The 23,166-nt window shown below is 63.5% G+C and carries 17 protein-coding genes; 8 read left to right on the top strand and 9 right to left on the bottom strand.

The annotated features are described in order from the left end of the window. Positions 1–15 precede the first annotated feature (15 nt). Together ACKUUH_RS05130 and ACKUUH_RS05125 are read right to left on the bottom strand one after the other, a co-directional pair. Positions 16–1,041 carry a Fe(3+) ABC transporter substrate-binding protein gene (locus tag ACKUUH_RS05130; protein ID WP_407948797.1) on the bottom strand — a complete coding sequence of 342 codons (1,026 nt, stop codon included), beginning with the start codon at positions 1,039–1,041 and terminating at the stop codon, positions 16–18. 102 nt (positions 1,042–1,143) lie between these two features. Further along, positions 1,144–2,184 carry an ABC transporter ATP-binding protein gene (locus ACKUUH_RS05125; protein ID WP_407948796.1) on the bottom strand — a complete coding sequence of 347 codons (1,041 nt, stop codon included), beginning with the start codon at positions 2,182–2,184 and terminating at the stop codon, positions 1,144–1,146. A 97-nt stretch (positions 2,185–2,281) separates the two neighbouring features. Here ACKUUH_RS05125 and ACKUUH_RS05120 point away from each other — a divergent pair, with 97 nt between their 5' ends. The 6 genes from ACKUUH_RS05120 (at position 2,282) to ACKUUH_RS05095 (ending at position 13,426) form a co-directional block, all read left to right on the top strand. Beyond that, positions 2,282–3,994: an ABC transporter permease gene (locus tag ACKUUH_RS05120; RefSeq protein ID WP_407948795.1), complete on the top strand. Its 1,713-nt coding sequence runs from the start codon at positions 2,282–2,284 to the stop codon at positions 3,992–3,994. Between the two features lie 89 nt (positions 3,995–4,083). Next, complete coding sequence (locus ACKUUH_RS05115; protein WP_407948794.1) at positions 4,084–6,351, top strand: acyl-CoA dehydrogenase; 2,268 nt, start codon at positions 4,084–4,086, stop codon at positions 6,349–6,351. 90 nt (positions 6,352–6,441) lie between these two features. After that, complete coding sequence (locus ACKUUH_RS05110; RefSeq protein WP_407948793.1) at positions 6,442–8,268, top strand: acetyl-CoA hydrolase/transferase C-terminal domain-containing protein; 1,827 nt, start codon at positions 6,442–6,444, stop codon at positions 8,266–8,268. Positions 8,269–8,560: 292 nt separating this feature from the next. Then, entirely contained in the window at positions 8,561–9,094 is a 534-nt protein-coding gene (locus ACKUUH_RS05105) for a PadR family transcriptional regulator (protein WP_407948792.1), read from the top strand. Next, positions 9,087–10,223 (top strand): efflux RND transporter periplasmic adaptor subunit, encoded by a 1,137-nt coding sequence (locus tag ACKUUH_RS05100; protein WP_407948791.1) that lies wholly within the window; start codon positions 9,087–9,089, stop codon positions 10,221–10,223. Before ACKUUH_RS05105 ends, ACKUUH_RS05100 begins: the two co-directional genes overlap by 8 nt. Then, the gene (locus ACKUUH_RS05095; protein ID WP_407948790.1) at positions 10,220–13,426 is read left to right on the top strand and encodes an efflux RND transporter permease subunit; all 3,207 of its coding nucleotides are present in this window, start codon (positions 10,220–10,222) and stop codon (positions 13,424–13,426) included. Before ACKUUH_RS05100 ends, ACKUUH_RS05095 begins: the two co-directional genes overlap by 4 nt. 2 nt (positions 13,427–13,428) lie before the next feature. Here ACKUUH_RS05095 and ACKUUH_RS05090 read toward each other — a convergent pair whose 3' ends face one another. From ACKUUH_RS05090 to ACKUUH_RS05070, 5 genes are all read right to left on the bottom strand, one after another. After that, positions 13,429–14,286: a fumarylacetoacetate hydrolase family protein gene (locus ACKUUH_RS05090; RefSeq protein WP_407948789.1), complete on the bottom strand. Its 858-nt coding sequence runs from the start codon at positions 14,284–14,286 to the stop codon at positions 13,429–13,431. Positions 14,287–14,531: 245 nt separating this feature from the next. After that, entirely contained in the window at positions 14,532–15,638 is a 1,107-nt protein-coding gene (locus ACKUUH_RS05085; RefSeq protein ID WP_407948788.1) for a fumarylacetoacetate hydrolase family protein, read from the bottom strand. Between the two features lie 13 nt (positions 15,639–15,651). Next, positions 15,652–16,101 (bottom strand): DUF6640 family protein, encoded by a 450-nt coding sequence (locus ACKUUH_RS05080; protein ID WP_407948787.1) that lies wholly within the window; start codon positions 16,099–16,101, stop codon positions 15,652–15,654. A 10-nt stretch (positions 16,102–16,111) separates the two neighbouring features. Continuing rightward, positions 16,112–16,891, bottom strand: a complete 780-nt coding sequence (locus ACKUUH_RS05075; RefSeq protein ID WP_407948786.1) for an SDR family oxidoreductase — start codon at positions 16,889–16,891, stop codon at positions 16,112–16,114. A 15-nt stretch (positions 16,892–16,906) separates the two neighbouring features. Continuing rightward, positions 16,907–18,592, bottom strand: a complete 1,686-nt coding sequence (locus tag ACKUUH_RS05070; RefSeq protein ID WP_407948785.1) for an FAD-dependent monooxygenase — start codon at positions 18,590–18,592, stop codon at positions 16,907–16,909. Positions 18,593–18,698: 106 nt separating this feature from the next. Here ACKUUH_RS05070 and ACKUUH_RS05065 point away from each other — a divergent pair, with 106 nt between their 5' ends. Both ACKUUH_RS05065 and ACKUUH_RS05060 read left to right on the top strand, forming a co-directional pair. Beyond that, entirely contained in the window at positions 18,699–19,316 is a 618-nt protein-coding gene (locus ACKUUH_RS05065) for a TetR/AcrR family transcriptional regulator (RefSeq protein WP_407948784.1), read from the top strand. Positions 19,317–19,499: 183 nt separating this feature from the next. Continuing rightward, complete coding sequence (locus ACKUUH_RS05060; RefSeq protein WP_407948782.1) at positions 19,500–21,485, top strand: protein-L-isoaspartate(D-aspartate) O-methyltransferase; 1,986 nt, start codon at positions 19,500–19,502, stop codon at positions 21,483–21,485. A gap of 27 nt (positions 21,486–21,512) precedes the next feature. Here ACKUUH_RS05060 and ACKUUH_RS05055 read toward each other — a convergent pair whose 3' ends face one another. Both ACKUUH_RS05055 and ACKUUH_RS05050 read right to left on the bottom strand, forming a co-directional pair. Then, a complete protein-coding gene (locus tag ACKUUH_RS05055; protein ID WP_407948781.1) occupies positions 21,513–22,376 on the bottom strand; it encodes an SDR family oxidoreductase in 864 nt (287 codons plus the stop codon). Between the two features lie 46 nt (positions 22,377–22,422). Beyond that, the gene (locus ACKUUH_RS05050) at positions 22,423–23,028 is read right to left on the bottom strand and encodes a flavodoxin family protein (protein WP_407948780.1); all 606 of its coding nucleotides are present in this window, start codon (positions 23,026–23,028) and stop codon (positions 22,423–22,425) included. Between the last annotated feature and the right edge of the window lie 138 nt (positions 23,029–23,166).

The raw sequence follows: 23,166 nt of genomic DNA, 5'->3' as shown, positions 1-23,166 counted from the left end.
TGTTTATCCCCGGTTCTACTTCCAGCCGGCCCTGTCGAAGATGCGCACGGCTTCCGCCTGGTTTGCGCCCAGCGCGCTCGCGTTGATCTCGTCTTCCTTGAAGGGTCCTGTGCCCTTCACCGGCGACTTCTTCATCGCGCCGGGCACCGCCGTATATTCGTGATTGCTTTCGGTGAAGGCGTTCTGCGCCCAATCGCCCGTCAGGAACTCTATGAATTTAATGGCGTTTTCGCGGTTCGGCGCATATTTCAGCACGCCCGCGCCGGAGATGTTTACATGCGTGCCGCGATCGTCCTGGTTCGGAAAGATCAGTCCGACCTTCTCCGCCGCCGCGACGGTTGCGGGATCGTCCGAACCGAGCATGCGTCCGACATAATAGGTGTTCACCACCGAAATCCGGCACTCGCCCGCCGCCACCGCCTCGATGTTCGACGTGTCGTTGCCCTGCGGCGGCTGCGCAAGATTCGCAACCACGCCATTCGCCCAGTTTTCTGCGGCTTTCTGGCCCTCATGCTCGATGATCGAGGCGAGCAGCGAGACGTTGTAGATGTTCGATGAGGAGCGCATGCAGATCTCGCCCTTGTGCGAAGGGTCGGCGAGATCGGCATAGGTTTCGAGCTTGTCGGGGCGGCCCATCTTCTTGTTGTAGACGATGATCCGCGCGCGCTTCGACAGGCCGAACCAGAGCCCGTCGGGATGGCGCAGATGCGCGGGAATCCTTGTCTCAAGCACTTCCGATTGCACCGGCGAGAAGAGCCCCCCCTCCTCCGCGCGCCACAGCCGCCCCGCATCCACCGTCACGAGAATGTCCGCCGGGCTGTACTTTCCTTCACGCTCGATGCGGGCGATGAGTTCGTCGCTTTCGCCTTCGATCAGGTTCACGCGGATGCCCGTTTCCTCGGTGAAGTGGTCATAGAGGGCGAGGTCGGTGTCGTAGTGACGGGCCGAATAGATGTTGACCTCCTGCGTCTCGGCCTTCGCACCAACGGCGGTGGCAAGACCCGAAGCAAGGATGAGGACGGCGGCAAGCAAGCGAAACATAGGGAAACCGCGACTTTCTTTGATAACGATTTGCAATTGCACTGAAAGCCTAACCCTTGGACAAAGCAGGCGCAAGACGGCCTGGCGGGGCGAAAGGTCGCGTCAGACGCCGAAAATGAAGGTTCCGCGCGGGTCGAAGCGGATCGAGACCATCTCGCCAACCGCAAGGCTGTCGAGATCGGACAATTTGGCGCGGAGCGGTTCAAGCGCCGGGAAGGCCTCGCTTGAAAGCAGGATCAGCCAGTCGCGGCCAAGAAAACGGATGTCGCCGACCTTGAAAGCGTCGTTCGGCCCGCTTGCCGGTTCAAGCGTGACCGCTTCGGGCCGCACGATCACTTCGACCGCCGCGCCATCCTCAAAATCCTCCGTGGGAATGGCGCCATAGGCGGTTACCGCGGCGCCCCGGCCGACAACGGCGGGAAAGCGCTGTGCCTCGCCAAAAAGCGATGCCACCAAAGCACTTGCCGGATTTGTGTAGAGCTCTTCGGGCGTGGCGCATTGCGCGATCCGGCCGCCCTCCATCACGGCGATGCGGTCGGCAATCTCCATGGCTTCAACGGGATCATGCGTCACGACGAGCGTCACCACATCGGCGGCCTTGAGGGCCCGCCGCGCCTCCTCACGAAGCGCGCGGCGGCGCGTGACGTCGACGCTCGCAAAGGGTTCGTCGAGCAGCATGGCAGCCGGCGAAGGTGCAAGCGCCCGGGCAAGCGCCACGCGCTGCTGCTGACCGCCGGAGAGCGTGTGCGGATAGCGTTCTTCAAAGCCCGCAAGTCCCACCGACGCCAGACGTTCGGCGACAATGCCGCGGATCTCGTCCCTGGGCCTTCCGGCAATGCCAAAGGCTATGTTTTCCGCCACTGTCAGATGCGGAAAAAGGGCATGGTCCTGAAAAACCATGCCGAAGGAGCGCCGCTCGGGCGGCACGTCGCGGCCAGGCGCCGCGAGCCGCGCGCCGCCAAGGTCGATACTGCCTTCCTGCAGCACCTCCAACCCGGCGGCCAGCCGCAGCAGGGTCGTCTTGCCGCTGCCGGACGGTCCAAGCAGGCAAAGGATCTCTCCCGGCCGCGCCTCCAGCGAAACGCCGGACAGCACCCGATGACTGCCATAGCTATGGCCGACGTTCCGGAACGCCAGGGACATCAAAGCTCCTCTCGGGGCGGGACTTATCGCCGCATCACATGCAAATGCGTGGCAAAATTACTTTGCCGCCCGCCGCGGTATTTGTCACAACTGCGCCATGTCAGTCACGGAAAAAGATCGCCGCCCCCGCGGCCTGCGCATCGCGGAGCGGGCAAGGCTGCGGCTCGGCTCGGGGTGGACGCTGGCGGCGCTCGCCGTCGCGCTCGTGGTGCTTGCGCCGTCCCTTACCGTGCTTTGGAGCCTGAGCGCTCCGGCCAGCGAGAATTGGGCGCATCTGCGCTCGACGGTGCTTCCGGACTACATCCTCAACACGCTCAAACTCATGGCGCTCGTCGCCACGATGACAGCCCTGATCGGCGTCGGCACCGCCTGGCTCACGGTCTCCGCGCAGTTTCCCGGAAGGCGGCTCTTCAACTGGGCGCTGGTGCTGCCGCTCGCCACGCCGGCCTATATCGTCGCCTATGTCTATACCGACCTTCTTTCCTTCGCAGGACCCGTGCAGAGTGCGTTGAGAGGCATCACCGGCTGGGAGGGCGGTGAATATCACTTTCCGCCGGTGCGCTCGCTTCCCGGCGCGGCGATGATGCTGAGCCTCGTTCTCTACCCTTACGTCTATCTCCTCGCGCGCACCGCCTTCGAGCGGCAGTCGGCGGCGCTCTTCGATGCCGCGCGCATGCTCGGCGCGCGGCCCTGGCGAGCCTTCCTGCGGATCGCCCTGCCCTGCGCGCGTCCCGCCATAGCGGGCGGGCTCGCTCTCGCCCTGATGGAGACGATTTCCGATTTCGGGGTCGTCGACTATTTCGCCGTGCCGACGCTCACCACGGGCATATTCCGGACATGGTTCAATCTTGGTGATGTGCTTTCGGCAGCCCAGATCGCGGCATGGCTCTTCGTCTTCGCCATCGCACTTGTCTTCATCGAAATCATCGGACGGCGCGGGCGCGTCGCCAATCCGCTTGCCCGCGACCGGGCCGCGGAACCGCGTGCGCTCCATGGTGTTGCGCGCTGGGCGGCAAGTATCGCCTGCGCCCTTCCCGTCATTCTCGGGTTCGTCATTCCTGCCGGGGTGCTGCTGCGCTATGCCATTCTTCAAGGCGATCCGCTGCTCGGACGCAGCTTCTTCGGCTTTGCATGGAACAGTCTTTTCGTCGCCGCCGTGGCGGCAGCAATCGCGACAGCGCTCGCGCTTCTACTCGCCTATGGCGAGAGGCTGCACCCCACGCGTTTCAATCGCATATCGATAAGGCTCGCGACGCTCGGCTATGCCCTTCCCGGCGCCATGATCGCTATTGGCATTCTCACGCTTTCGACCGGGATCGACCACGCCTTTGCCGGCGCGATGGACAGGTTCGGCTTCTCGCCTGGCCTCATTCTCACGGGATCGATCGCGGGACTGACATTCGCCTACATCGCGCGGTTCCTGACCGCCGCCTACAACGCGACGCATAGCGGGCTCGAGAAAATTCATCCGACGCTCGATGCCGCCGCCCGAAGCCTCGGCGCGACACCCCGCCGCGTCCTTTCGGCCGTCCACATCCCCCTTCTGCGGGGCGCCCTCGCCAGCGCGGCGCTCATCGTCTTCATCGACGTGATGAAAGAGCTTCCGGCGACGTTGCTGTTGCGTCCCTTCAACTTCGAGACGCTTGCGACGCGGACTTATCGCCTCGCATCTGACGAGAAACTCGGCGAGGCAAGCACCGCGGCGCTCATGATCGTTGTGCTTGGTCTCATACCCGCCGTCCTGCTCAGTCTTTCGATTTCGCGCGGCGGCGCGCGGCCGGTCATTGCGCCTCCCTACACGGACAAGTGAGCCGTTTTCGCTGTGTGAGCCGAAACGACCACAGCCATGCGGCGGCCGTGCGCCTTGACTTTCCGCTCGCCCGGACAAGTTCATGAAGCATGGACTGGCATCAATTCCGTCGGAATAGAATTTCCCAGCCGATTTTCGGCTGGGCGCAGCGCGTGCTGCCGACAATGTCGGAGACGGAGAGTGAAGCTCTCGAAGCGGGCGACGTGTGGTGGGAGGCCGACCTCTTCACCGGCAACCCGGAGTGGCAGCGGCTCCTCGACACGCCGAGACCTGAGCTGACCTCCGAAGAACGCGCGTTCATGGACGGTCCGGTCGAAGAGCTGTGCGACATGCTCGACGACTGGAAGATCACGTGGGAAGACGGCGATCTTCCGGACGAAATGTGGACCTTCATCAAGCGCAACCGCTTCTTCGGCATGATCGTGCCGAAAAAGTATGGCGGTCTTGAATTCTCTGCCTTTGCCCATTCCGAAGTGATCCGAACAATTTCAAGCCGGTCGGCGACGGCGGCCGTCACTGTGATGGTGCCGAACTCCCTCGGCCCCGGTGAACTCCTCATGCAGTTCGGCACGGAAGAGCAGCGCGAATACTGGTTGCCCCGGCTCGCGCGCGGCGAAGAAGTGCCCTGTTTCGGACTTACGAGCCCGGAGGCCGGGTCCGACGCCGCCTCCATGACCGATAGCGGCATCATCTGCCGCGATACATGGAAAGGAGAAGAGGTCCTCGGCATAAGGCTCAACTGGCACAAGCGCTATATCACGCTCTCACCCGTCGCAACGGTTCTCGGGCTCGCCTTCAAGCTGCGCGACCCGAACCATCTTCTCGGCGATGAGGAGGAGCTGGGCATCACCGTGGCGCTGGTGCCGACCGACCTGCCCGGCGTGACGACGGGGCGGCGTCATCTTCCTTCCTTCCAGATGTTCCAGAACGGTCCCACTGAAGGCAAGGACGTCTTCATTCCGCTCGATCACGTCATCGGCGGCGAGGCACAGCTCGGCAAGGGCTGGAAGATGCTGATGGCGGCGCTTGCAGCCGGGCGAGGCATATCGCTTCCTTCGCTCTCGGCGGCGGCTGCAGCCTTCTGTGCCCGCACGACAGGCGCCTATGCGCGGGTCCGCGAACAATTCGGCATTCCCATCGGCAAGTTCGAAGGCGTGCAGGAGCGGCTCGGTGCAATCGCGGCCACGGCTTACCGGCTCGACGCGGCACGACGCCTCACCTGTGCCGGACTCGACAGCGGGCTGAAGCTCGCCGTCATATCCGCCATCATGAAGGCGCATGCGACGGACCAGATGCGCCAGGCGGTGAATGACGCGATGGACGTCCACGCGGGCAAGGCCGTCATCGACGGCCCGTCCAACTATCTCGGCAATCTCTATCGCGCGGTGCCGGTCGGCATAACGGTCGAGGGCGCCAATATTCTCACGCGCAACCTCATTATCTTCGGTCAGGGGGCGATCCGTGCGCACCCCTACCTTCTGAAGGAGATGAATGCACTCGAAGAGGAAGACAGGGAGCTGGCCCTCACCAGGTTCGACGAAGCCTTCTGGGCGCATGTCGGACACGGGCTCAAAACGGCGGGGCGCGCGTGGATACGCAACTGGTCCGGCGGGCTCATCTCTCCCTCGCCAAAGGCCGGGAAGGCGCGCCCATACTACAGGCAGCTCTCGCGCGCAGCCGCCAGCTTCGCCCTTCTCTCCGATTTCGCATTGCTGACGCTCGGCGGCGCACTGAAGCGCAAGGAAATGCTCTCGGCGCGGCTCGGCGACATTCTCTCGGAGCTCTATTTCCTCTCCGCCGTGCTCAAACGCTGGGAGGACGACGGGCGACAGACGGAGGACCTTCCGCTTCTCGCCTACTCGATGGAAGAAGGGCTTGCCACGATCGACCGTCGCTTTGCAGAACTTTTTGCCAACCTGCCCAACCGCTTCGCCGCGGGGCTGTGCAAATTTCTGATCCAGCCACTCGGTCCCCACCGGCATGGGCCAAGAGACAAGGTTGCCGTGAGGTGCGCCGAAATCCTGATGGCTCCTTCAGCTACCAGGGACCGCCTCACCTCGGGCCTCCATCGAGGCCGCGGAAACGACGCCATCGCCACACTGGAGCGGGCATTCAGCCTTTCCGTGCTGACAGAAAAATCAAGAGACGCAATGCGCAAGGCGGCGATCGACGACCCTGAGACCGCCGTCGCCACCGGGAACATCACGGCAGCCGAAGCCGAGCAGGTCGCCGAATACCGGAAGGCCGTGGCCGCCGTCATAGCGGTCGACGATTTTGCGCCGGAGGAGCTTGCCCTTCACGGGATGGGCGGAGAACAGCGCGAAACTGGAAGGTCCGCGCAGGCGGCACGCATGTGAGAGCGGTCGCGTGCGAGGGTGCGCAAGGATTCGTCGGCTGGTAGACTCGCGAAGAACCAGAGGCCCTTGAAATCCCGTGACGGTGCGATCTTGCCCAGATATCCAAAGACGTTCGACGACGCCGCAACCATAGCCGACGCGATCATTGATCGTGTCGGGAAGAAGATCGTCCTGGCGTTGCCGCTGGGGCTCGGGAAGCCAAACCATCTGACCAATGCGCTTGTGCGGCGGGCGATGGAAGATCCCTCGATCTCCCTGCGGATATTCACGGCGTTGACGCTCGAGGTACCGCGTCCATCAAGCGACATCGAACGGCGCTTCATGGCTCCGGTGCTGAAGCGCTTGTTCGAGGGGTATCCCGAACTTGCCTATGCGAGCGCGCTACACGCCGGAACTCTGCCCCAGAATATCCAGGTCAACGAGTTCTTCATGCAGGCCGGGCGCTGGCTCAATTCCCCCCGGCAACAGCAGAACTACATTTCGGCCAACTACACACATGCCCTTCGTTATGTGCTGGAGACGAACGTGAATGTGGTCGCCCAGCTTGTCGCCCCGGCGCCGGCACGCGACCGTTTCAGCCTGAGCTGCAATCCGGATATTTCCCTCGACCTTCTCCAGGCGAGGCGGGAAGGCCGGGCCGACTTCATTTTCGCGGGCGAGACCAATTTCGAGCTTCCCTACATGGCGGGCGCTGCGGAAGCAGAAGCTTCCGAGTTCGACTTACTGCTCGACAGCGAAGCTCTACAGTTTCCTCTCTTCGCGCCGCCGCGCGAGCCCGTCTCGCCCACGGACTACGCGATCGGGCTACAGGTCGCGAGCCTTGTTCCCGATGGCGGCACGCTGCAGATCGGTATCGGTTCCATCGGGGATGCGGTGGGGCAGGCGCTGGTTCTGCGCCACCGTGACAACGGCGCATTCTGCGACATGGCGAACCGCCTCGATGTGCGCGGCGATGAACGCGGCCGTTTCGAGGAAGGGCTTTACGGCGCGAGCGAAATGCTCGTCGAGTGTTTCATCGACCTGATCGAGGCGGGTGTCGTGAAGCGCGAGGTGGACGGCGTCCTCGTGCATGGCGGCTTCTTTCTCGGCTCTCGCACGCTCTACCAGCGGCTGAGGGACATGACCCCGCAGCAGCGTGCACGGATCGCCATGGTGCCGGTCGCCTTCGTGAACGAGCTTCATGGCGACGAGATGTGCAAACGTGCCGCCCGCAAGAAGGCGCGCTTCGTCAACACAGCCATGATGGCGACGCTGACGGGCGCCGTCGTCTCCGACGGGCTTGAAGACGGCCGCGTGGTCAGCGGTGTCGGCGGGCAGTATAATTTCGTGGCACAGGCCTTCGCACTGGGAGACGCGCGCTCGGTTGTCACGATGCGGGCGACGCGCAGCAAGAACGGCAAGGCGACATCGAACATCGTCTTCTCCTACGGCCACACGACGATCCCGCGACATCTGCGCGACATGGTGGTGACGGAATATGGCATCGCAGACCTGCGCGGAAAGACCGATGGCGAAGTGGTAGCCGAAATGCTCTCGATTGCGGATTCCCGCTTTCAGGACCAGTTGCTCGCCCAGGCAAAGAAGGCGGGCAAGATTGCCGCCAACTACCAAATTCCGGAGAGCCAGCGCCACAACACACCTCAGCGGATCGACACTGCCCTCAGCCACGCCCGGATGGCCGGCCTGCTGCCACTTTTCCCTTTCGGCAGCGATTTCACGGAGGAGGAAGTCGCGCTGATGCCGGCACTCGGCCGCCTTCGCGGGGCTTCCAGAGAAGACTTGCTGAAGTTCGTTCTGCGCGGGGGCCCAGAGACGGCGGAGGCCAGGAGAGGGCTGGAACGGATGGGTCTGGCCACTCCCCGAAGCATCAAGGACCGGCTCTACCGGCGCGCGCTGCTCGCCGCCCTCGCCTCCTGACGCGGCAATTACAGGGAAAGACGCAAAAGCAGTCTGCCGCCCTTGATGGGCGCCACCACCCCTCCCTATTTACGCTGGGGAACATTGATTATGGGGTGTTTGAGCATTGTTGCCCTGTCTTCCTCCCTCGCGCGGTGTGACTTCTATGCCGCAGCGCAAAAAATATGGGCGGCGGGAGGAAAATCGGGCCTGTGTGATCTTGGAATCCGGCTGAACCATAATATATAGCCCCGATATATCGCCTCTATATACCTCGGACCGATAGCAGCCCCGGGGCAAGGACAGCCTCTCTATGCAAGTCACGACGCTCTGCCTGGGCGCGCTCGTTTTCGGCGATGCCACGGGATACGAAATCAACAAGATGTTCGAGGATGGCCCCTTCAGCCACTTCCTCGATGCGAGCTATGGCTCGATCTATCCGGCGCTGACGCGGCTGACGGAAGAGGGTCTCGTTACCTGCAAGGCGGAAGCGCAAGAGAAGCGGCCCGACAAGAAAATCTACTCGCTCACCGACAAGGGCCGCCTGAAGTTGCGGGACGCGCTGCAACAGCCCATCGCGGACGACAAGTATCGTTCGGAATTTCTCTTTACGCTTCTCTTTGCACAGCTGCTTCCGCGCAGCCGCGTCCGCCTGATGGTGGACCAGCGCCTTGCGACGATGAAGGAGAAGCTCTCCGAACTCGCCAAGCCCGGAACAGACGACACGCCAGGCATGGATTTCGCGCGCCAGTATGGTTACGCGGTCTACTCGGCTTCCGTGGACTTCCTCGAAAACAACCGACATCTGATCGAAGAGATCGCAACCGAAGAAGAAGCGCATGTTTGACCGGCTGAAAGAGACAACCACCAGAGCGACCGGCGGACGGCTTCACCGCTCCCACATGATTGCGATCGGCATTGCAGTCGCAATCGCTCTCTGGTTCGCGACGGGCATCTTCAACGGCAACGGGAGCACCGGCCCCGAATTGACCGCTGCCGAACAGGATGCCGCCAGCAACGCGGCAGTACGCGTTCGTGTGATGGAATCGGCTGCGACGATGCGCCGGGGCTCCTTCATCATTCGCGGGCGCACCGAGGCGAAGCGCGCGGTCGAAGTGCGTGCGGAAACGCAGGGTACGGTGGCAAAGCTTCCGGTCGAAAAAGGAGAGCGTGTGGTCAAAGGCGATGTTCTTTGCGAACTTGCGCTCAATGCCCGAGACGCACAACTCGCCGAGGCACAGGCGCTCGTCAAGCAGCGGCGCCTCGAATACGACGCTTCGCGCCAGCTTGCGGAGAAAGGCTATCGCGCGCCGACGGTCGCCGCGGGCTCGAAAGCCGCCTACGACGCCGCGCAGGCCCGTCTCAAGCAGATGGAAGTCGAAGTCGGCCAAACGAAGATCAGGGCGCCATTCGACGGCGTCTTCGACGGCCGGCCTGTCGAGGTAGGCGATTACATGCGCGTGGGCGATGTCTGCGGGCTTGTCGTCGAACTCAATCCGCTCCTGATCGTGGGACAAGTCGCGGAAGACCGTGTCGCTTCGCTGCAAATCGGCGAGCACGGCTCGGCTCGGCTCGTCACCGGCGAAACGGCCGAAGGCAAGATCAGCTTCGTCGCAAAGACGGCGGACCCTGCGACCCGCACTTTCCGCGTCGAACTCGAGGTGCCGAACGAAGACCTGTCAAAGCGGTCCGGCGTAACTGCCGAGATCGTCGTGCCGGGCCAGGAAATGCTCGCTCACAGGATCCCGAGCGGCATTCTCTCGCTCGACGATAATGGCGTCATCGGCATCCGCACAGTGGGTGCAGACGAGCGGGTCGAATTCAAGCGGGTCACGCTCATCGACGATACGCCCGAAGGCCTCTGGGTTACCGGGTTGCCCGAGAAGATCACGGTGATCACGGTCGGGCAGGACTACGTCAAGGAAGGCCAGAAGGTCGAGCCTGTCGCCAGCAACCAGGTTGGAGCGTCGTTGTGAACGCTTTTATCGAAGCCGCCATCGGACATTCGCGCACCGTTCTGACATCGATGGTGCTGCTGGTCGCGGCCGGCATCATTTCCTTCATATCGATCCCGAAGGAAGCCGATCCAGACATTCCAATTCCGATTTTCTATGTCTCGATCGTCCATCAAGGCATCTCGCCCGAGGACGCAGAGCGCCTGCTCATTCGGCCGATGGAAACGGAACTGCGCTCGCTCGAAGGGCTGGAGGAGATCACCGCCATCGCCTCTCAGGGCCATGCCGGTATCGTGCTCGAGTTCGATGTGAACTTCGACAAGGATGCGGCGCTGCAGGACGTTCGCGAGAAGGTTGATCTTGCCCGCGCCAAACTTCCGAGCGATACGGAAGAGCCCATCGTCCGCGAGTTCAATGCGGCCCTGTTTCCCGTTCTGATCGTCACGCTGTCCGGCGACGTACCCGAGCGCACGCTCTACAATGCCGCGCGGCGCCTGAAAGACGAGATCGAAGGTGTTCCGACCGTGCTGCAGGCGGAACTCGTCGGCCACCGGGAAGAATTGCTGGAGGTCGTGATCGACCCGGCGAAGCTCGAGTCCTACAATGTCTCGCAGGGCGAGCTCATCAATGTCGTCTCGCTGAACAACCGTCTCGTTGCCGCAGGCAACATCGACACGGGCCAGGGCCGCTTCTCCGTGAAGGTTCCCGGTCTCTTCGAGGATCGCGAAGACGTTCTCAACCTTCCGGTCAAGGTGTCCGGCGAGGGCGTCGTCACGTTGTCCGACATCGCCGATATCCGACGCACCTTCAAGGATGCCGATGGCTATGCGCGTTTCAACGGCCATCCCGCAATCGCGATCGAGATCACGAAACGCATCGGCACCAACATTATCGACAACAATCAGCATGTGCGTCAGATCGTGGACGAGTTCACGGCGCAATGGCCCGAAGCCATTCATGTGAACTACACGCTCGATGCCTCCGACTGGATTTTCCGGTCGCTTGGGTCGCTGCAATCGTCCATCGCAACGGCTATCGTGCTCGTGATGATCGTTGTCGTGGCGGCACTTGGCCTTCGCTCCGCCATGCTGGTGGGCATCGCGATTCCGACCTCGTTCATGATCGGCTTCTTCTTCCTCGCATCGGCCGGCTACACGATCAACATGATGGTCATGTTCGGCATGCTGCTCGCGGTGGGTATGCTTGTCGACGGCGCAATCGTCGTGGTCGAGTATGCCGACCGCAAGATGTCGGAAGGTCTTGATCGGCGCGAGGCCTATACGCTCGCCTCCAAGCGTATGTTCTGGCCCGTCGCCTCATCGACCGCAACAACGCTGGCAGCCTTCCTGCCGATGCTGCTCTGGCCGGGCGTCAGCGGCAAGTTCATGAGCTACCTGCCGATCACACTCATCGTGGTTCTTTCGGCCTCGCTTCTCACTGCACTCGTTTTCGTGCCCACCATGGGCACGATCTTCGGCAAGGCCGAGAGCGAGAATGACGATGTTCTGAAGCAGCTTGCCGGCGCTGAGACGGGCGACATCAGGGCGCTGCCGGGACTTACGGGCTCCTATGTGCGGATGCTCGACCGGCTGGTCCGGTTTCCGGGTCTCGTGCTCGCTGCAACGGGTGCCATACTGGTCTCCACCATCATCCTTTTTTCGATGTTCAGTAACGGCGTCGAGTTCTTCGTGGACACGGAACCGGAGCGCGCCATCGTGCTCGTGAGCGCCCGCGGCAACCTGTCCGCGCAGGACACGCTGACGCTTGCGCAAGACGTGGAGCAGATCGTGCTCGACACGGACGGCGTGGAGACAGTCTTCACCCGCACGGGCCCCGGTCTCGGCAGCGGCTCAACGGGGCGCAACGACGTTCCCAAGGACCTGATCGCCCAGATGATGATCGAGCTGAAGCCCTATGAGGAGCGGCGCAAGGGCGCGATCATCCTTGAGGAGATAAGGCAGAACACGAAGTCCATTCCCGGTATCAAGGTCGAACTGCGCAAGCAGGAAGATGGACCGCCGACCGGCAAGGACATCCAGATCGAGCTAACGTCGACCGACTATCAGAAATTGCTCGCCACGACGGCGCTGATCCGCTCGCATCTCGACAGCGAGGTGGGCGGGCTCATCGACGTGGAGGACGGGCGCCCTCTTCCCGGCGTCGAATGGGTCATGACGGTGGACCGCGAGATGGCGGGACGTTTCGGAGCTGACGTTACTTCCGTCGGCGCCGTCATTCAGCTTGTCACAAACGGCATCATGATTGGCGATTACCGGCCGGACGATGCACAGGATGAGGTGGATATTCGCGCTCGCTTTCCGGACGACTACCGCGTTCTCGATCAGCTCGATCAACTGCGCGTGCAAACGACCTCTGGCCTCGTTCCGATTTCCAACTTTGTCGGTCGCGAGGCGCAGCCGCAAGTGAGCACGATCGAGCGCATCAACGGCTATCGCCGCATCATGATCAAGGCGAACACCGCGGTCGACCCCGTGACGGGTAGCAAGATCAATGTGGACGACAAGGTGGGAGAAATTTCGGATTGGCTTTCGCAGCAGACCATAGACCCTGCCGTGAAGGTCAAGTTCCGCGGCGCCAATGAAGAGCAGGCCGAATCCGCTTCCTTCCTCGGCGGCGCGCTCATCGGCGCCCTCTTCCTGATGTTCATTATCCTGCTGACCCAGTTCAACAGCTTCTACCATTCCGTGCTCACGCTCTCGACCGTTGTCCTTTCGACGGTCGGGGTTCTGATCGGCATGGTGGTGACGGGACAGGCGTTCTCGGTGATCATGACCGGCACTGGCATCGTGGCGCTTGCCGGTATCGTGGTGAACAACTCGATCGTGCTGATCGACACCTATCAGCGGCTTCGGGAAGACGCGATGGATGCCGTCGAAGCCGTGCTCCGCACGGCCGGCCAGCGTTTGCGGCCGATCATGCTGACGACCATAACGACCATGCTTGGCCTGCTGCCGATGGCACTTCAGATCAATCTCGACTTCGTGACGCGCGAGATCGTCATCGGCGGTCCGGTTTCGGTCTGGTGGGTCCAGCTTTCAACCGCGATCATCTTCGGCCTTGGCTTTTCGACGCTTCTGACGCTTGTCCTTGTGCCGGTGCTGCTCGCGGCGCCGAGCGTACTTCGCGCCCGGCGGTCGGCACGGCGTGGAACGGAGCAGAATTGGACGAATGTCGAAGGTCCGGCGCGGCGCGCAGCGGAGTGACGTCAGATTTCGTCGGCGATGGGGTTCGAGAGAAGACCAACCCCTTCGATTTCGATTTCGATGACATCGCCCGGCTTCATCCATAGCGGCGGCGTGCGGGCAAAACCCACACCCGCCGGCGTCCCCATCACGAGCACGTCGCCAGGTTCAAGCGTCATGCACTGGCTGAGCAGCATGATCGTCTCGTCCACGGGGAAGATCATGTCGGCGGTGTTCGCGCTTTGCATGACGGTGCCGTTGAGCCGCGACTCTATCCTGAGTCCTGCTGCGCCGGACGGCAGTTCTTCCGCCGGAACGAAGGCAGGTCCGAAGGGTCCTGTTGCGTCGAAGTTCTTGCCGATGGTCCATTGCGGCGTGCGGCGCTGGTAGTCGCGAACAGAGCCGTCATTGAAACAGGCATAGCCCGCAACGTAGGCGAGCGCCTTTTCCTTTGGCGTATGCCGCGGCACGGGCCGGCCGATCACGGCAGCGAGCTCAGCCTCGAAATCCAGTTGCTGCGAGACGCGGGGCCTGAGCATCGGGCGGCCATGTCCGAGAAGAGAGGTCGCGCTGCGCATGAAGAAATTCGGATAATCGGGCTTCTCGCGCCCGCCCTCGGCGGCATGGGCGGCGTAGTTCAGTCCCAGGCAGACGATCTTGCCGGGCCTGGGGATAACCGGGAGGAAGGCGATGCGGTCAAGCGGGATGCGCGGAGCCGAGGCCGCCGCCCTGCCTGCCGCCTCGAGGCCGGATTTATCCCCCCGGATCGCTTCGAGGAGGGAGGCCGGCGCGCCGGAAACGGCCGAGATATCCGCAACTTCGCCGTCAAAAACGGCACCAAACCGCTCTTTTCCCTCGAACTCGAACGTCGTGAACCGCATCGCATATCCCCACTGTCAGCCACACCGGCGGGCGAGGTTGCCGCGAAGTTTCGGACGAAGTCAACGAAGCGCTGCCGCGGCGGCGATTTTCCTTCGAAAACAAAGAGCTAGCGGCTTTTCCCCGGCTGACTGTCATCTGAATGTCATCGAACTGTCACAATAGGCTCGCGCGCCTATTCCGTGTACGGATTTTCTTTCCGTGAGGCGGGGACAAGTCCGGACTCGGTCGTCCCGTCCCCCGGGGATTACTCGACGATCTGATTGCCGAGTTCTCCCATGCGGGCGACGGAGATGACGATGCGCTCGCCGGGCTGGAGATAGCGGCGCGCGGCGCGCTCCTTCGCGATCTGCCGTTCGACGACATGGGAGACGAGGGTGCGGTCCCAGCCGCCCGCGAGCCAGTCCCATGCCCCGAGCGCCATGGACGACTTGTCGACACCCCGGAAGACGGTGCCGTCCGGCGTGCCGGCGAGGATGGCGGTGCGGGCGGGAACGATGCCGTCCTGGATGGGCAGGCCGACTTCGCGGCCCTCGAAATCCCAGAGCACGTTCTGACGAGCGGCGGACTGACGAACGAGCTCGTCGAAATCCCAGATTGCTTCCGACTGGCGAGCGGACTGCTTCAGTTCATCGCCCCGCCACAGACGCAGTTCGACAGCGGAGGCGAAGGCGCGCAGGTCGCGCGGGATCACGAAGAGATTGCCGACAGGCAGATAGCCCGGCGCGCTCTTGCCGGTGGTGAAGCCCTTGCCGGAGGTGACATCGGAAGCGTCGATGTTGCGCATGAGCTTCGCGCGGTCGGTGACGTCGTTGCAGAGGATGAGACCCGCTTCCTCCGGCGCCTGCGAAATGTCGAAGGGTTCGAGCGCGACGAAGGCGAGTTCGACCTCGTAATCGAGCAGCGCATCCCTCGCCGGTACCGGCGCGTCGAAGGATGTCGGCTCCACTTCCTTGGCGAAAAGGAAGGGGCCTTCCTCGACGGACGATTCTTCCGCATGCTCGGGGAAGTTGGTGCCGGCGGCGATGTGCGAGGCAGTGAGATCGACCGGGAGCCCAAGCTCGCTCACTCGCAACGTCACTTCGCTGCCGGACAAGGCGGCGATCGCGCCGTAGCCCTTCGCATTGTAGAGCGCGACCGGATCGGACGCACCGAAGGCCGCGGTGAGATCGATACCCGCGACCTCACCACCTTCATATGACGAAACGAGGATGAGGCGGGTGCCTGCCTTATCGCGCGCGAAGGTGAGCGCCTCTTCGACGGGCGCGATTTCGACCGTGCCAAAAGTGCCGGCATGCGCCGCATGCGAGGCCGTCATGCCCATCAGCAGAATTCCAACAAAGCGCGCAAACATGTCTTCTCCATCTTCAGTTCACCAGAAGGACGACGCCGGTCGTGTTCACGATCAGGAGTATGACGCTACCGAAGAGATTCGTGTCCACGAGATAGATCTTGCCGAATATATTGAACCGGAAGGGCTTGATGCCGTTCACGTCCTTCAGCGCACCGCCATAAAGCGGCATGGAAGCGAGCGTCGCATAGAAGGCCGCAAGCCAGACATAGTTGAGGATTACAGCGACCCAGATGTGAACCGAGTAGTCGGCTGCCTCCGACCAGAGGAGCCAGAGAATGACCAACGAGACGCCCGTCTGGCTCAGCACCTGCCAGACGACATGGAAGCGCGCATGCGGCGTCCAGAGCGGGTTCGTCGCATGGGTCCTGTTGAAGTCGGCAAAGATCGGGCCGACGAAAATCATGATCGCGACTGCCGAAAAGAGCAGCCGGGGAACGAGAAGCGCATCGAAAGACGTTTCCATTTTCGTTTCCTCAGATGAGACCGGGATAGGTGCCGCCGTCGAGCTGGAGGTTCTGTCCGGTGATGAAGCCTGCCTGTGCGCTGCAGAGAAAGGCGCAGGCGTCGCCGAACTCCGAAGGATCGCCCATGCGCTTGGCCGCAATCGACTCCGCGATTTCGGCGCGCGCCTCTTCCATCGTGATCTTCTTGAATGCCATCGCGAGCTCGGCCATCTTCTTCTGACGATCCGTGTCGAAGCGCTCGGGCAGCATGTTGTTGATCGTGACATTGAAGGGCGCGAGATCGGCGGAGAGGCCCTTGCACATGGCGGTGAGGCCGGAACGCGCGGCGGTCGAGAGGCCCATGACGGAGCGCGGCGCTTTTACCATGGCGGAAGTGATGTTGACGATGCGGCCGAAGCGGCGCTCCTTCATGCCTTCCATCAGCGCCTTGATCATGAAGAGAGGCGCCAGCATGTTGGCGTCGAGCGCGGCGCGCCATTCGGTCTCGCCCCAGTGAGCAAAGTTGCCGGGCGGGGGACCGTCATTGTTGTTCACGAGAATGTCGGCGTCGGGACAGGCGGCGACGAGCTTCTCCCTTCCCTCCTGCGTATTGAGGTCGGCGACGATGGGCGTGACCGATCCTGTCGCACCATCCGAGATTTCGAAGGCCGCCCTGTCGAGCGCCTCCGCGTTGCGGCCGTTCAACACGACATGAACGCCCTCGCGCGCGAGCGCGGCGGCGCAGGCCTTGCCGAGGCCGCGCGACGACGCGCAGACAATCGCCTTCCTGTCCGTCAGACCGATATCCATGAGAGGTTTCCTTTGCTAGATGGCGTGAGCGGGCAGCGCGAGCGCGGGCAGACCGAGAAGCAGGGCCATGCGACGCTGCAATTCCCGGGGCGCATCTATCGGCGCGGCGAAGCGGCAGGCGATGTGGCCGTCGGGGCGGAGGAGCAGCGCGCCTTCGGGTGTCAAGCCGGTGAGCGTCTCCCAGTCCTCGCTGCCGGTGAAGTCCTCCCCCGCGACGAGGCAATGCAGGTCTTGCGCGCGGGCGGCGCTTGCCCAGGCGGCAGCGGCGGGACCGGCAAGAAGCGTGAAGCGCGCGGGATCGCGCAGCGAGAGAAGCGAGACTGTCTTCCCCCTGCAAGAGACCCAGCGATGCGGCAGGTGCGCGCCGACATCCCAGGAAGGCTCGTAGCGGCTGATGTCGATTTCCGAGGCGGGAGCAAGCGGCGGCGCATCGGACAGCGCGGCGGAGCAATAGCGATAGCCGAGCTGAAGATTGAAGCTGTCGAAATGGGGACGCTGCGCCTCGATGGCGGCAGGCAGTTCGGCGCTGGCGGACGGGTTCGCCGCGAGAGCGCCGTAATGTTCCATCATGCGAGCGGGGTCCGGCCCGTAGAGCACCCCGAAAAGCTCGAAGAGTTTCGAGGCGTTCATGAGGCTCTGCTCGCTGTTCGCGACGGCGACCGGGCGGCGCTCGGCCTCGTATGTGTCGAGAAGCGCCTCGCCCGCCTCGCCATTGAGAACGGCGGCGAGCTTCCAGGCGAGGTTCTGGGCATCGACCGCGCCCGTGTTGAGGCCGAGGCCGCCTGTCGGAGGAAAGCGGTGTGCGGCATCGCCCGCGAGGAAGACACGGCCCTTGCGGTACCGTTCGGCGATCTGCGCCGACATGGCCCAGGGGCTGATGTTGCGAATGGAGAAGGAGACCGGCGCGGCGATTGCCGCTTCGACCAGCGGGCGGCATTTCGCTTCATCGAAACTCTCCGGCGCCGTGGCCGCCGGATCGTAAGGGTGCATCAGAACCCAGGTCCCGGCACGATCGTAAGCGACCAGAACGCCGCTTGTGTCCGGATCGAAGAGGAAATAGAGGACGCCCGGCCGCGCATCCGTGAGAGCGCGCAGATCGGCCTCGAAATGGATCATGATGTAGTGCTGAAGCGCTTCGGGCCCTTCCATGGCGATGCCGAGCGCTTCGCGCAGGCGCGAGTTCGCCCCATCGGCGGCAATGACATAGCTGCATTCGAGCCGCGAGGTTCCATTTTCGCCAAGGAGCGTTGCCGTGACTCCAGCGGCGTTTTCTTCCAGGCCCGTGCAGGCGACGCCACGCTCGAAGGAGATGAGCGGTTCGGCGGCGATGGCCTCGAAGAGCGCCGCCTCGAAAACCGGTTGCGGGATGTTGGTGAGCGGAAAGGGCGTGTAGGCGAGCGCCGCATCGTCCTGGCGCTCGTATGGCAGGGCGCCGAATTCTGGCCCCGCCAGCCTGCCCATGAATCGGACGAAGCCGGCATCGTTGGCGCTGGCCCCTGCCCGCCTCAACGCCGCGGCGGAGACGCCGATGCTGTCGCAGATTTCCAGCGTGCGCGGGTTCACGGCATGCGCCCTCGGAGCCGTGCCCGGCGACGGACGGCGATCGACAAGGCGGGACGCCACCCCTTGCCGCGCAAGGAGAAGGGCCGCAAGGCAGCCAACCGGACCTGCGCCGACGACAAGAACGGGGTGGCGGGACATGCGCGGACTCCATAAATGAGATTACTCTCATAATTGAGATACTTCTCATAAATGACTTTTGTCAAGCCCTCTCCCGGGCTATCCTTCGGGCATGAAGGAGAGCGGCGTGCAGCAAGGTTATTTCCAGGGACAGACGGCGGGCGGCGGCAAGCGGGAGCGGACCCGCTCGGCGCTGCTCGACGCGACCGTCAGCGTTGTCGCGGCGAAGGGCATGGAGGCCACGAAGATCCTCGACATCACGGAGGCGGCGGGGCTCGCGAACGGAACCTTCTACAATCACTTCGAGGACAAGGAATCGATCCTGCGCGAGGCTGCCTATGGCATCGCCCTGGCGGTGGGCCGGCAGCTCGACGAGGAGATGACCGGGATCGAGGATGCGGGACGGCGCGTCGTGACCGCGACGACGCGCTTCATCGAGATCGTCGTCCACGAACCCGACTGGGCGCATGTGCTGCTCGGCAGCGCGGAGGTGATGCCGGAAGTGCGGCAGGACATCTACCGCTATCTGCGCAGCGACATCGAACTGGGCGTGGAACAGGGCAAGTTCGACGTGGAGGTGACGGGTTTCCTTCTCGATCAGGTGGCGTCACTGATCGGCGTGGCGCTGCGCGCGCAGATTCACGGCGGACGGAACCTCGCGCTTACACGGCAGACCTGCGAGAGCATCCTTCGGCTTCTGGGGACAAGCCCGGCAAAGGCAAGGAAGCTCGCCTTAGCCGGCTGAGCCGGGCCAGAGGCAGAGCGCCAAAAAACAATCCCCGTGGCTTTCGGGTACCTCAAACGTTCCGGACGCGATAAGGTTATCCCCGGTTTCCCGAGGCCCTCCGAAGAGGCCGGGAACACAGGCTACCCGTCTCCGCCACGCCATAAGGCGCAAGGTTCGCAAACCGCGCGAGGGGTACAGAAGATGAAAGACCTCTCAAGAGCCCGCCAGCGCATGATCGAAGCGCATCTTGAGGCGCGCGGCATCCGCTCGCCGCTCGTGCTCGACGCGATGCGCCGCGTGCCGCGCGAAGCCTTTGTGGAACCGGGCTCGGAAGAGTTCGCCTATGAGGATACGCCGCTCGCCATCGGCGAAGGGCAGACGATCTCGCAACCCTATATCGTCGCCCTGATGATCGAGGCCGCCCGTATCGCGCCCGGCGACCGCGTGCTCGAAGTGGGCACGGGCTCGGGCTATGCCGCGGCGGTGATGAGCCTTATCGCGGAAAAGGTCTTCACGATCGAACGGCACGAGGCGCTCTGCCGGACGGCGGAGAAACGCCTGGCCGAGACCGGCTACCGCAATGTGGAAGTGCGACGGGGCGATGGCACGCGCGGCTGGCCGGAGGAAGCGCCTTTCGATGCAATCCTGGTGGCGGCGGGAGGGCCCGCCGTTCCGCAGGCGCTGAAGGATCAGCTTGCCGTTGGCGGGCGGCTCGTCATTCCGGTGGGCGGCGAGCAGCGCGAACAAAGGCTTCTGCGCGTGACGCGGATCGACCGGGAGCAGTACGAGGAAGAAGATCTCGGCGGCGTCATGTTCGTGCCGCTGATCGGCGAGGAAGGCTGGAAGGCGCGCGAGCGGCCGGAACCGGCCGTGGAGGCGGCCGCGCCAGCGAGGCTCTACCGGCTGAGCGAGGTGGTGGCGGAGGCGGCGGAGCCCCTGCCCGACCCTGACGATCCCCGCTTCGGCGCCTTTTTCGACCGCTTCGGAAGCGCGCGCGTGGTGATGCTCGGCGAGGCGAGCCACGGGACTTCGGAATTCTACCGGGCGCGCGCCGCGATCACGAAGCGGCTGATCGAGGAACACGGCTTCAACATCGTCGCGGTGGAAGCGGACTGGCCGGATGCGGCGGCGGTGGACCGCCATGTGCGGCAAAGGCCGGGACCGGAAAGAACGGAACGCGCCTTCCGCCGCTTTCCGACCTGGATGTGGCGGAACAGGGATGTGGCGGAGTTCGTGGACTGGCTCACCGACTACAACGCGGCGCAAGCGCCGGACAAGCGCGCCGGTTTCTACGGCCTCGACCTCTACAACATGAGCGACGCCATTGCGGCGGTGCTCGACTATCTCGACGCGCGAGACCCGGAGGCCGCCGCCGTGGCGCGTGAGCGCTATGGCTGCCTGACGCCATGGCAGAAGGAACCTGCAACCTATGGGCGGGCGGTGCTGCGCGGAACCTACCGGGACTGCGAGGAAGCTGTGGCGCTGCAATGCCGCGAGCTTCTCGAACGGCGGCTCGACCATATCGGCGACGACAGCTTCATCGACGCGGCGCAAAGCGCGCGGCTCGTCGCGAGCGCCGAGCGCTATTATCGCATCATGTATTATGGCGGCGCGGATGCGTGGAACCTGCGCGACACGCATATGTTCGAGACACTGACCAATCTTCTCGAAGCGAAGGACGGAACGGCAAAGGCCGTGGTGTGGGCGCATAATTCACATATCGGCGATGCGCGGCACACCGACATGGGCTCGCTGCGCGACGAGATCAATATCGGCCAGCTCGCCCGCGAACGTTTCGGCAAGCAGGCTGTGCTGATCGGCTTCGGCACGCATTCGGGCACGGTGACGGCGGCGAACGACTGGGACGGCGAGACGCAAACGATGCGCGTGAGGCCCTCGCGCGCCGACAGCTATGAACGCGTGTGCCACGATGCGGGGATCGCACGCTTCCTTCTCGACATGAAGCGCAACGACGAGCTGCGCTACCGGCTGAAGACGCCGCGCCTCGAACGCTTCATCGGCGTGATCTACCGGCCTGGCACGGAACTCGCGAGCCATTACGCGGAGGCATCGCTCTCCGAGCAATTCGATGCCTATGTCTGGTTCGACGAGACGCATGCCGTGGAGCCGCTGGGGCCGGAACACATCAGAGCGGATGTGCCGGACACTTATCCTTTCGGCGTCTGACGCGGACCGCCCTCGTTCGCTTCACCGTCAGCCGCCGACCGGATCGCCGCCGTTTGGATGCAGCACCTGCCCGCTCATGTATGAACTGTCCTCACAGGCGAGGAAGAGAAGCGACGGCGCCACCTCATTCGGCTGGCCGGGCCGGCCGAGGGGCGAACTCTTGCCGAAGTTCTTCACCTTGTCTTCCGGGAAGGATGCCGGAATGAGCGGCGTCCATATGGGCCCCGGCGCGACGCCGTTCACGCGGATGCCCTTCGACGCCAGATTGGCGGCGAGCGCGCGCACCAGCGCGAGAATGGCGCCCTTGGTGGAGGAATAGTCGAGCAGCACCGGCTGGCCGCGATAGGCGGTGACGGAGGTCACGCAGATAATCGAGGCGCCCTTCTCCAGATGCGGCAGCGCGGCCTGAATCACATGAAACTGGCCGAAGACGTTGGTCTCGAAGGTCCGCTCGATCTGCTCCTCCGGAATTTCCTCGAACTTCGGCTGGAAATGCTGTTCGGCCGCGCCGCAGACCACGACGTCGAGACGCCCGAACTTCCGCAGGGCTTCATCCACGAATGCCCGCGCGACGGCAGGCTTGGCGACATCGCCGGCCAGGAGGAAGCATTCGCCGCCTTCCTTCCCGATCAGGCCGGCCGTCTTCGTCGCGTCTTCCTCTTCCGTCTTGTTCTTGTAGAGGATGCCGATGCGCGCGCCTTCGCGGGCGAAGAGCACTGCCGTGGCGCGGCCGATGCCGGAATCGCCGCCGGTGATGATGGCGACCTTTCCCTCGAGCCTGCGCGAACCGGGATAGCGCGGGTCGTATTCCGGCGGTGGATGCATCTGCGCCTCCGAACCCGGCTGGCGATCCTGTTCCTGGGCGACGGGAGCTTCCTGTTTCTTCAACATGGGATCTTCTCCTGTTCTTCCTGGGGTGCGCTATGCGCGTCTTCGATCAAGCGATGGCGGGATAGCCCTGCTCGCGAAGGAGCCGCGCGAGATGAGCGGCGTTTCGCGCGAGCATCTTCGCGGCCGAGGACACGGCGTCGGGTACCTTGTCGAGATCCTTGAAATCCGTGCCGCCCATCGCTTCGCCGACCCAGTAGCAAACGGCATTGGGCGCGAGCGAGAAGCCGACATCGTTCAGCGCCTGATAGAGCTCGGCGGAAACATGATGCGCACCGTCCTCGTTTCCGACGACGGCGACGGCCGCGACGCGGCCGTAGGACACCATCCGGCCGCCGTCGTCCTTCTCGGAGAGGAAGGCGTCCATCCGTTCCAGCGCGCGCTTGGCGATGCTGGAGGGTTGGCCGAGCCAGACCGGCGTGCCGAGGATCACGATGTCCGCATCGAGAAGGCGGGCGCGGATGCCGGGCCATTCGTCGCCCTCGCCTTCATCCGACCTGACGCCTGGCCTTATGTCGCAATCGGCAAGGCGGATAATCTCGCCCGTCACCCCTTCCTTGCCGAGATGTTCCAGAACAAGTTCGAGCATCCTGTCGGTCGAGGACGGCTCGCCGCCGCTCCGCTTCAAGGTTCCGTTAAGCGCGATGGCTTTCATCTTTCCTTTCCTTCGCCGCTGCTTTCACAAATCAAGTCATGGGCGGGATATTGGTTCCCTCCGGCGGCCTCTGGCGCGTTTCCTGTCTGTTCCCCGAGCGAACGGCGTTTGACAGGCGGGCCGCACCTCCCTACTCAA

Source organism: Parvibaculum sp. (assembly GCF_045863935.1).
In the GTDB taxonomy this organism is placed as follows: Bacteria; Pseudomonadota; Alphaproteobacteria; order Parvibaculales; family Parvibaculaceae; genus Parvibaculum.
Note: the sequence above shows the minus strand (reverse complement) of the source record. Positions and strands in the feature narration are given on the sequence as shown.

What these genes read in the sequence shown, in the direction of transcription:
- ACKUUH_RS05070 (WP_407948785.1), bottom strand. Translation starts at nt 18,592, where the DNA reads ATGTCCCGCCACCCCGTTCTTGTCGTCGGCGCAGGTCCGGTTGGCTGC.
- ACKUUH_RS05060 (WP_407948782.1), top strand. Translation starts at nt 19,500, where the DNA reads ATGAAAGACCTCTCAAGAGCCCGCCAGCGCATGATCGAAGCGCATCTT.
- ACKUUH_RS05100 (WP_407948791.1), top strand. Translation starts at nt 9,087, where the DNA reads ATGTTTGACCGGCTGAAAGAGACAACCACCAGAGCGACCGGCGGACGG.
- ACKUUH_RS05085 (WP_407948788.1), bottom strand. Translation starts at nt 15,638, where the DNA reads ATGTTTGCGCGCTTTGTTGGAATTCTGCTGATGGGCATGACGGCCTCG.
- ACKUUH_RS05125 (WP_407948796.1), bottom strand. Translation starts at nt 2,184, where the DNA reads ATGTCCCTGGCGTTCCGGAACGTCGGCCATAGCTATGGCAGTCATCGG.
- ACKUUH_RS05050 (WP_407948780.1), bottom strand. Translation starts at nt 23,028, where the DNA reads ATGAAAGCCATCGCGCTTAACGGAACCTTGAAGCGGAGCGGCGGCGAG.
- ACKUUH_RS05075 (WP_407948786.1), bottom strand. Translation starts at nt 16,891, where the DNA reads ATGGATATCGGTCTGACGGACAGGAAGGCGATTGTCTGCGCGTCGTCG.
- ACKUUH_RS05055 (WP_407948781.1), bottom strand. Translation starts at nt 22,376, where the DNA reads ATGTTGAAGAAACAGGAAGCTCCCGTCGCCCAGGAACAGGATCGCCAG.
- ACKUUH_RS05120 (WP_407948795.1), top strand. Translation starts at nt 2,282, where the DNA reads ATGTCAGTCACGGAAAAAGATCGCCGCCCCCGCGGCCTGCGCATCGCG.
- ACKUUH_RS05105 (WP_407948792.1), top strand. Translation starts at nt 8,561, where the DNA reads ATGCAAGTCACGACGCTCTGCCTGGGCGCGCTCGTTTTCGGCGATGCC.
- ACKUUH_RS05130 (WP_407948797.1), bottom strand. Translation starts at nt 1,041, where the DNA reads ATGTTTCGCTTGCTTGCCGCCGTCCTCATCCTTGCTTCGGGTCTTGCC.
- ACKUUH_RS05080 (WP_407948787.1), bottom strand. Translation starts at nt 16,101, where the DNA reads ATGGAAACGTCTTTCGATGCGCTTCTCGTTCCCCGGCTGCTCTTTTCG.
- ACKUUH_RS05090 (WP_407948789.1), bottom strand. Translation starts at nt 14,286, where the DNA reads ATGCGGTTCACGACGTTCGAGTTCGAGGGAAAAGAGCGGTTTGGTGCC.
- ACKUUH_RS05115 (WP_407948794.1), top strand. Translation starts at nt 4,084, where the DNA reads ATGGACTGGCATCAATTCCGTCGGAATAGAATTTCCCAGCCGATTTTC.